5 protein-coding genes are annotated in these 7396 nt (G+C 42.4%); 2 read left to right on the top strand and 3 right to left on the bottom strand.

The window, feature by feature from the left end:
- Positions 1-513 precede the first annotated feature (513 nt).
- Positions 514-1671: a DUF2974 domain-containing protein gene (locus tag BU200_RS09655; RefSeq protein ID WP_075099941.1), complete on the top strand. Its 1158-nt coding sequence runs from the start codon at positions 514-516 to the stop codon at positions 1669-1671.
- A 138-nt stretch (positions 1672-1809) separates the two neighbouring features.
- On the opposite strand, the gene BU200_RS09660 is transcribed toward BU200_RS09655, so the two are convergent.
- Together BU200_RS09660 and BU200_RS09665 are read right to left on the bottom strand one after the other, a co-directional pair.
- A complete protein-coding gene (locus tag BU200_RS09660; protein WP_075099942.1) occupies positions 1810-2472 on the bottom strand; it encodes a DUF1803 domain-containing protein in 663 nt (220 codons plus the stop codon).
- A 589-nt stretch (positions 2473-3061) separates the two neighbouring features.
- Positions 3062-3997: a manganese-dependent inorganic pyrophosphatase gene (locus BU200_RS09665; RefSeq protein ID WP_075099943.1), complete on the bottom strand. Its 936-nt coding sequence runs from the start codon at positions 3995-3997 to the stop codon at positions 3062-3064.
- A gap of 137 nt (positions 3998-4134) precedes the next feature.
- On the opposite strand from BU200_RS09665, the gene BU200_RS09670 reads away from it, so the two are divergent.
- Positions 4135-5832 carry a M3 family oligoendopeptidase gene (locus tag BU200_RS09670; RefSeq protein ID WP_075099944.1) on the top strand — a complete coding sequence of 566 codons (1698 nt, stop codon included), beginning with the start codon at positions 4135-4137 and terminating at the stop codon, positions 5830-5832.
- Positions 5833-6145: 313 nt separating this feature from the next.
- Here BU200_RS09670 and pflA read toward each other — a convergent pair whose 3' ends face one another.
- The gene (gene pflA / locus BU200_RS09675; protein ID WP_075099945.1) at positions 6146-6943 is read right to left on the bottom strand and encodes a pyruvate formate-lyase-activating protein; all 798 of its coding nucleotides are present in this window, start codon (positions 6941-6943) and stop codon (positions 6146-6148) included.
- Positions 6944-7396 lie beyond the last annotated feature (453 nt).

Consider the following 7396-nt stretch of genomic DNA (forward strand, 5'->3'; position numbering starts at 1 on the left):
AATACTACTCGCATGATGATTACCTCTTTGTCTTGAATGATGATTTGTTTTAGTGATTTCATTTTCAATACACGACGTCGGGCGTCCCACATACTTTGATAAAATTCTGCCTAAAACAAGTGTCTTGTCTGTTTTCACTACGACGTCAAGCGTCAAAAGGAAATACGACATAACAAGATACTTCTACTTTATCATAAAGAAAAAGTAGAGAAGTTATCTCCCGTCGGAGAATTCTTCTCTACTAAGCTTAGTATGTTTTCACTGTGTGCTTTTGACGCTCTTGTATCTTATAATTGAACTCGAACTAAAAGCTCGGAAAAAAGAGACGAAACTGTTTCAGCTTTAGCTGATTACAGGTATGGCTACCTTTAGGTACAGACTTCCTTATGTTCATCGAACACAGCGTCAGCCTCCTATTTTTCAGTCGCTTTTTACGTCCTCGTATCTTAATTTACTTGTGATTTTTAGTGTGATGCGATATACTATATTCATCAGATAGTATAGGAGGAACACATGGCAAATCTACTAAATTATATCGAGGAAGTAGCTTATCAGGATTTTTACGATCTTCCTCTCAACCGGCTAGATATTCTTGCCTTGACAGAAATTACCTACCTGCCTTTTAACGATTTGGTCAAGTCTGACTTTACGACAGAAGCTGCTCTTCGACTGGACCATTTAGCCGAGCAATTTGAGGCAACCTATCAAGGAGATACTCCGAATCTTTCCGTCACCATTACCCCAGATCGGATTCAGCTACTCCAACTCCTCAAGGACACCAAGCGCTTCAAGGCCATCAAAGCTCTAGCCTATGTGGACGACTACGATAAGGAGGAGGAAAAGCAATTTGCTGCCATGACCTACAAGATTGGTCAAGACAAGCTGGTCACTATCTTCAGAGGAACGGACGATACTATTATCGGCTGGAAAGAGGATTTTCACATGACCTATATGGTAGAAATCCCTGCCCAAGAATCTGCGACCAACTACTTGAAAAAGATTATGGACATGTCCCATCAGACGCTCTATGTCGCTGGACACTCCAAGGGTGGCAACCTCGCAATTTATGCCAGCAGTCAGATGAAAGCGGAAGATCAGGAACGAATTGCCCAGATTATCGCCTATGATTCGCCGGGTGTTCACTCATCTGTCATTGCATCAAGTGGCTACCATGCGATAAGGGAGCGAATCCAGTCTATTATCCCACAAAATTCGATTGTCGGTATGCTCCTTGAAACGCCCGAACATGCGGAAATTGTTGAGAGCAAGGCCTTGGGCTTGCTCCAGCATATCAGCTTTTCTTGGGAGATTGAGGGACATGATTTCAAGCTAAGACCTGCCCTGACAGAAAATAGTATCCAAGTCGATGAAACCTTGAAAACATGGACAGCTAGTCTGAATGAGGAAGAACTCAAGCACTTCTTTGACCTCCTCTTTGGGATCTTCATTGATGCAGGAATCGAACGTCTCAACGATTTTACCATTGACACTCCGAAAAAAATCAGCCTCCTTATGCAGCAACAGCAAAATCTGACAGAGCAAGAAAAAGATATACTCAACACGCTCTTTCGCCGTCTCATCGACACCCGCTATCAAGTCTGGAAAGAAGCCTTGACAGCACCCTATGCAGCACTAGAAGAGTGGTTCAAAAAGAAAACTGACAAGGACTAGAAATCCTGTCAGTTTTTATCGTTATACTCGTCAAAAATCAATTGAAAAAGAGTTGAATTTTTCCTTACTCCTTACATTCTAGGTTCGGGTTGAAACGGTCTAGCCCCGAATCATGTTACTCCACTGCTCCTCTGATTTTCAAAGAGTATTCGTGGCTTTAAACACCACATTTTCCTTATCCATAGCCATGGTCAAGGCATAGGTCTGCTCATCAACTTTCTTGATAAACCCCAAGATTTCCAGAGCCTTGACAAAAATATCTAGTCGCCGTTGAAGAACTCTTTCTTTGCGTGTAAATTTTAACAAGAAAATCGTCAAATACTTCATGGCATAGTCCTGATTGACATCCCCCAAGAGCTGATACAAGACCTCCTGCTCCTCTGATAAAGGAAGCTGCCGAGATAACTTGTAAAAATAGGATGATAAGGTCAAGCGCTCCCTACCAGCATCAACTTCTTCTTGAATGACCACCTTGTTGGTGCTATTTCTCGTTTCTACGGTAAAGGTCACACGCGCCACTTCCTCAAAAATAGGACTATTGGTCTCAATAAAGATTTCTTGATCTAGGGACAAGTCTGCTAGGTTCGCCAGGCAAGAAAAGTTATTAGCATAACGGCGATTGTGCCTACGGATATATCCCGCTTTAATAAACCGATCCAATTGCCGATCCACATTGGAAACAGAGGCAAACTCTTTTTTTATCTGCCGCAAGCTCACATCATCATGCTGGTCTAAATACTGGATCAAGTCTTGAAAAAAGACCGAGCGGGCTAACTTACTAGGATGGTACACTTTAATCATGCGATTATTATACCATACAAAAAGAGGTTAGGCAAAAAGTAGCCTATCCTCTTTAAAAATCAAAAAGTAAACGGATCAACTATAAAAGTATGGAACCTATAAAAACAGCCTATTATAGTCATTTAGTTTATATTTTTATTACTTCGTTAAATCGTCTTACTGTACCCCAGTACTACCTGCGACTCGTTGCCTAGTACTAAAAATAAACTAAACGGCTATATACAATTAAACAGATATTCAAAAAAGCCCTACTTAATCGACCAAGTAGGACTTTTTATTTGCTAGCTTATACTCGTCAAAAATCAAATTCTGACGTCGTTCATTCACCTTGCTGAGTAAAAAGCTCCAGTGGAGGTTTTTAGCCTGTTCCCTTAAAACAAGAAAGAACAGAGTTCTATTTGCTTCACCAGTCTAGGAATAGACTGGTGAAGGTTGGAAATAAAGAAAACGAAGTTTTCGTCAACCCCGTCTGGGGAGAGATTGTTGGAGGTGGGAGATAGAACGAGTGGAACTCGTGTCAAGTGTCCCCCTCTTTGGGACATAACTGTTTCAGCTTTAGCCAGTTCCAGATGTTGATTTTTATAGAGTATTAGTTCCCAAAACTTTCTGTCAATTGTGGAACAACCTGTTTTTTACGAGAAACAGCTCCTGCGAGGAAGGCATGGTTGTTTTCAAGGACGAAGTCAAAGGCTGCTTCAACCTTATCCATGTTTTGACCTATTGCAAGGATTTCTGAATTGGAGTGGATGATGTCTGTAATCATCAAAACAAAGTCTGAATAGCCATGTTCTGCGCTTGCCTTTTCAATCGCTGCTTCGATCTCTGCTTGACGCTCTAAGACTTCTGCAATATCGACCGTATTGACTTGGGCTACTCGGACAGCATTTCCATTTAATTCAAAAGTTTTGGCATCAATGTCGATCAATTCGTCTGCTGTCTTACTAGCAAGGTTGGTTCCGGCTTTCAACATGGCAAGACCATATTCTTCCACATCAACACCCGCTAACTCTGCCAATTCTGCTGCAACTTGCGGATCACTGGCATGAGTAGTCGGTGATTTAAGTAAAAGCGTGTCTGAAATCAAACCAGACAAGAGCATCCCTGCCACTTCTTTTGGAGGGGTAAGACCATTTTCCTTGAAAGCACGGTAAACGATAGAGGAGGCTGAACCAACTGGCTCTAAGCGCATGTAAAGAGGATTTGCTGTCTCAAAATTTGCCACACGATGGTGGTCAATCACCGCAGCCACTTCCACTTCCCGAATATCAGCAATAGACTGTTGAAACTCATTATGGTCTGTCAGGATGACTTGCTCTACACCCTCTGCTTTTGCAGATTCTACCACACGTGGTGCTGCCACACCAAAGTATTCCAAGGCAAAAGCTGTTTCTTCATTCGGCATACCGAGTGCCACATTTTCTGCGTCACGCCCAAAGGCTTCACGTTCCAAATACGCCCAACCATAGGAAGATGCAATCGCATCTGTATCAGGATTCTGGTGACCAAAAACTAAAAATTTAGACATGTATCTTACCTCTTTAAGCATTATTCATTCTATTTTAGCATATTTTCAGACACTTGCAAATCATTCTCCACTCTTGATTTGCAAAACGTTTTCAAAAAGAGTAAGATAGTAAATAGAACAATGGAAAGGACACCCCTATGAAATTTACAGAATATATCTATACTCGTCCCGACTATGCTCTTGTAAAAGAGCAGATGACTGATTTGACCCAACAATTACAGGCAGCGGATTCAGCAGAAAAAGCACTCGAGCTTGTCAAAGCCATTATAGCTATCAACTCAAGCATTGATACCCAAATGAATCTATGGCACATTCGTCATTCTATCGATATGAACGATGACTTTTACAACGAAGAAACCAAGTTCTGGAATGAGCACCTACCCCTCTTTGAAGAGTTGACAACAGTCTATTACCAAGCGGTACTTGCTTGTCCCTACCGCGCAGAATTGAGTGACTATCTGCCAGAAACCTTCTTCATGATGGCTGAAAACAAGCAAAAAATCTTCTCATCTGAAGCAATTCCGCTTTTCCAAAAGGAAAATGAACTCGTTGACCAATACAATAACCTAATTGCTGGTGCAAAAATCGACTTCCAAGGACAGACCTATAACCTTTCTCAAATGGCTCCATTTGCCCAATCAACCGATCGGGAGGTTCGTAAGGCTGCATCTGATGCTTCAACTGCCTACTTTACAAGCAAGGAAGCAGACTTTGACCGTGTCTATGATGAATTGGTCAAGGTACGAACCGAGATTGCCCATACCCTTGGATTTAAAGACTATGTGGAATATGGCTATGTCTCAATGAACCGTTTTGATTACAACCGCGATATGGTCAAAGTCTACCGTGAAGAAATTCTCAAGCATGTTGTGCCAATCGTACAAAAGCTACGCGAACGCCAAGCAAAACGGATCCAAGTTCCAAGCCTCAAACACTATGACTTGGCACTAGAATTTCTAGATGGAAATCCTAGACCGCAAGGAGATCCTGAATTTATCGTCGGCGAGGCTCAAAAAATGTATCGGGAATTATCCCCAGAAACAGGAGAATTTTTCGACTTTATGGTCGAACATGACTTGCTTGACCTAGTAGCAAAACCCGGTAAGGATAGCGGTGGTTACTGTACCTATATTCCTGACTACAAGAGTCCGTTCATCTTCTCCAACTTCAATGGAACCAGCGGAGATATTGATGTCTTGACCCACGAAGCTGGACATGCCTTTCAAGTCTATCGCTCACGCTGGATTGCAAGTCCTGAAGTCATCTGGCCGACCTATGAGACTTGTGAAATCCATTCCATGTCCATGGAATTTATGACCTGGCCTTGGATGGAACGCTTCTTTAAAGACCAAGTGGATAAATACAAGTTCGGTCACCTAGCAGGAACTCTCCTCTTCTTGCCATACGGAGTGCTCGTGGATCATTTCCAACATGAAATTTACGAAAATCCAAACATGACACCAGCAGAACGCAAGGCGACTTGGAAGCGTTTAGAGGAACTCTATCTTCCAGACCGTGATTTCTCCGAATCAGAAGCGCTCAACCGTGGTATCTTCTGGTATCGTCAAGGACATATCTTTGCAAGTCCATTCTATTATATTGACTATACTCTCGCCCAAGTCTGCGCCCTCCAATTCTGGAAACGTACGCAGGTAGACCATGACGAAGCCGCTTGGGAAGACTACCTTCGGATCTGTGACCTCGGTGGCACCAAGTCCTTCCTTCAAGTCGTCGCAGCAGCAAATCTTGAATCCCCATTCAAGGAAGGAGCTCTCGCAGCAACCACCAAGGCAGCCAGCGACTGGTTGGACAATATAGATGATGCCAGCTTCTAAGCGAGGCTAGCATTCGCAATCCGATTGCTAATACTCAACGAAAATCAAAACCTGACTAGGCAATGAAATCACAGGTAGAACTCTGTTCTTTCTTGTTTTAAGGGAACAGGCTAAAAATCTCCACTGGAGCTTTTTACTCAGCAAGACGAGTTAACGACGTCAGATTTTGATTTTCGACGAGTATAAATTGCCTTTCGAGTTACATCTAGTTCGGACATCATGAGCAGTCCTTTGATACATGCCTACGCTCAAGATGAGCCAATGAACAAAAAAATCCTTTCAGAAAATCATCTGAAAGGATTTTTATTATTCATCACTTATCATTTCCCCGCACACGGTTTAGATAGTCCTGATAGCTTTCTGTATCCATAAGATGTTTAGCATTTTCAACCCGATCCTTGGTAGGTGGTTTCGTGCCTTCTAAAGGATAGGGACGTCCCAATTCCCGCCATTTGAACTCACCTAAATTATGGTAGGGAAGAACCTCAAAACGCTCCACATTATCCAAGGTCTTGACAAATTGACCCAGCTCCACCAAATCTTCATCCCTGTCCGTTAAATTCGGTACCAGTACATGGCGAATCCAAACGGGTTTGCCAATATCCGAGAGATAACGGGCACATTCTAAAATCGTTTTATTACTATGTCCTGTCACAAAACGATGCTGGTCAGGATTCATTTCCTTGATGTCCAGCAGGACCAAGTCTGTCACTTCCATGAGCTTGGCGTATTTCTCTAAATACCTAGGCGTATTGCGGAAAGTGAGGGCACAGGTATCCAAGGTCGTGTGGATGCCCTGTTCTTTTGCTAGGGTAAACAAGGCAATCAAAAAATCAATCTGAATGGTCGCTTCACCACCTGATACGGTGATACCGCCTTCTTTCCCCCAGAATCCCTTGTAGCGAATCGCTTCATTTAAGACATCTTCTGCTGTCCGCTCAGTCGCAGCAGGATTGACCAAATCCCAGGTATCTGGATTGTGGCAATACTGACAGCGCATGTGGCAGCCCTGCATAAACACAACAAAACGGATACCAGGTCCATCCACTGCCCCAAAACTTTCTGTTGAATGCACCAGACCTGTTACATTTTTGTAATCTACTACTTCCATGCTCTCTTCCTCACTTCTTGATAGATTTATTATATCATAAATTTAGGAAAGCGTTTCTATGAATGACTTTTGAAAATCAAAAACACGCCTGTAAAATAAATGCTTTTATCCTTTCTTAGCTTCCACAGGTATAGCCGTTTAGTTTATTTTTAGTACTAGCTCAAACAGTCTGGGGAGAGACTGTGTGAGGGGGGAAATAAAGAAAACGAAGTTTTCGTCAAAACAGTCTGGGGAGAGACTGTGTGAGGGGGGAAATGAAGAAAAGGAAGTTTTCGTTAAAAGTCACAGATAGTACTGGGGTACAGCAAGACGAGTTAACGAAGTATAGTTGTTTCACTTTAAAAAACATTGTTCAGACATTCTATCACCGAGTTATATTTGGGTAGTAACTCCATGACTTTCTTCTTAAGGTTAGCCCATGCTTTTTCAATCGGATTTAGTTCAGGAAAATAG

It is taken from the genome of Streptococcus acidominimus, assembly GCF_001921825.1.
Classification (GTDB): domain Bacteria; phylum Bacillota; class Bacilli; order Lactobacillales; family Streptococcaceae; genus Streptococcus; species Streptococcus acidominimus.

Coding starts and splice junctions, on each gene's coding strand:
- BU200_RS09655 (WP_075099941.1), top strand. CDS start 514: ATGGCAAATCTACTAAATTATATCGAGGAAGTAGCTTATCAGGATTTT.
- BU200_RS09660 (WP_075099942.1), bottom strand. CDS start 2,472: ATGATTAAAGTGTACCATCCTAGTAAGTTAGCCCGCTCGGTCTTTTTT.
- BU200_RS09665 (WP_075099943.1), bottom strand. CDS start 3,997: ATGTCTAAATTTTTAGTTTTTGGTCACCAGAATCCTGATACAGATGCG.
- BU200_RS09670 (WP_075099944.1), top strand. CDS start 4,135: ATGAAATTTACAGAATATATCTATACTCGTCCCGACTATGCTCTTGTA.
- pflA (WP_075099945.1), bottom strand. CDS start 6,943: ATGGAAGTAGTAGATTACAAAAATGTAACAGGTCTGGTGCATTCAACA.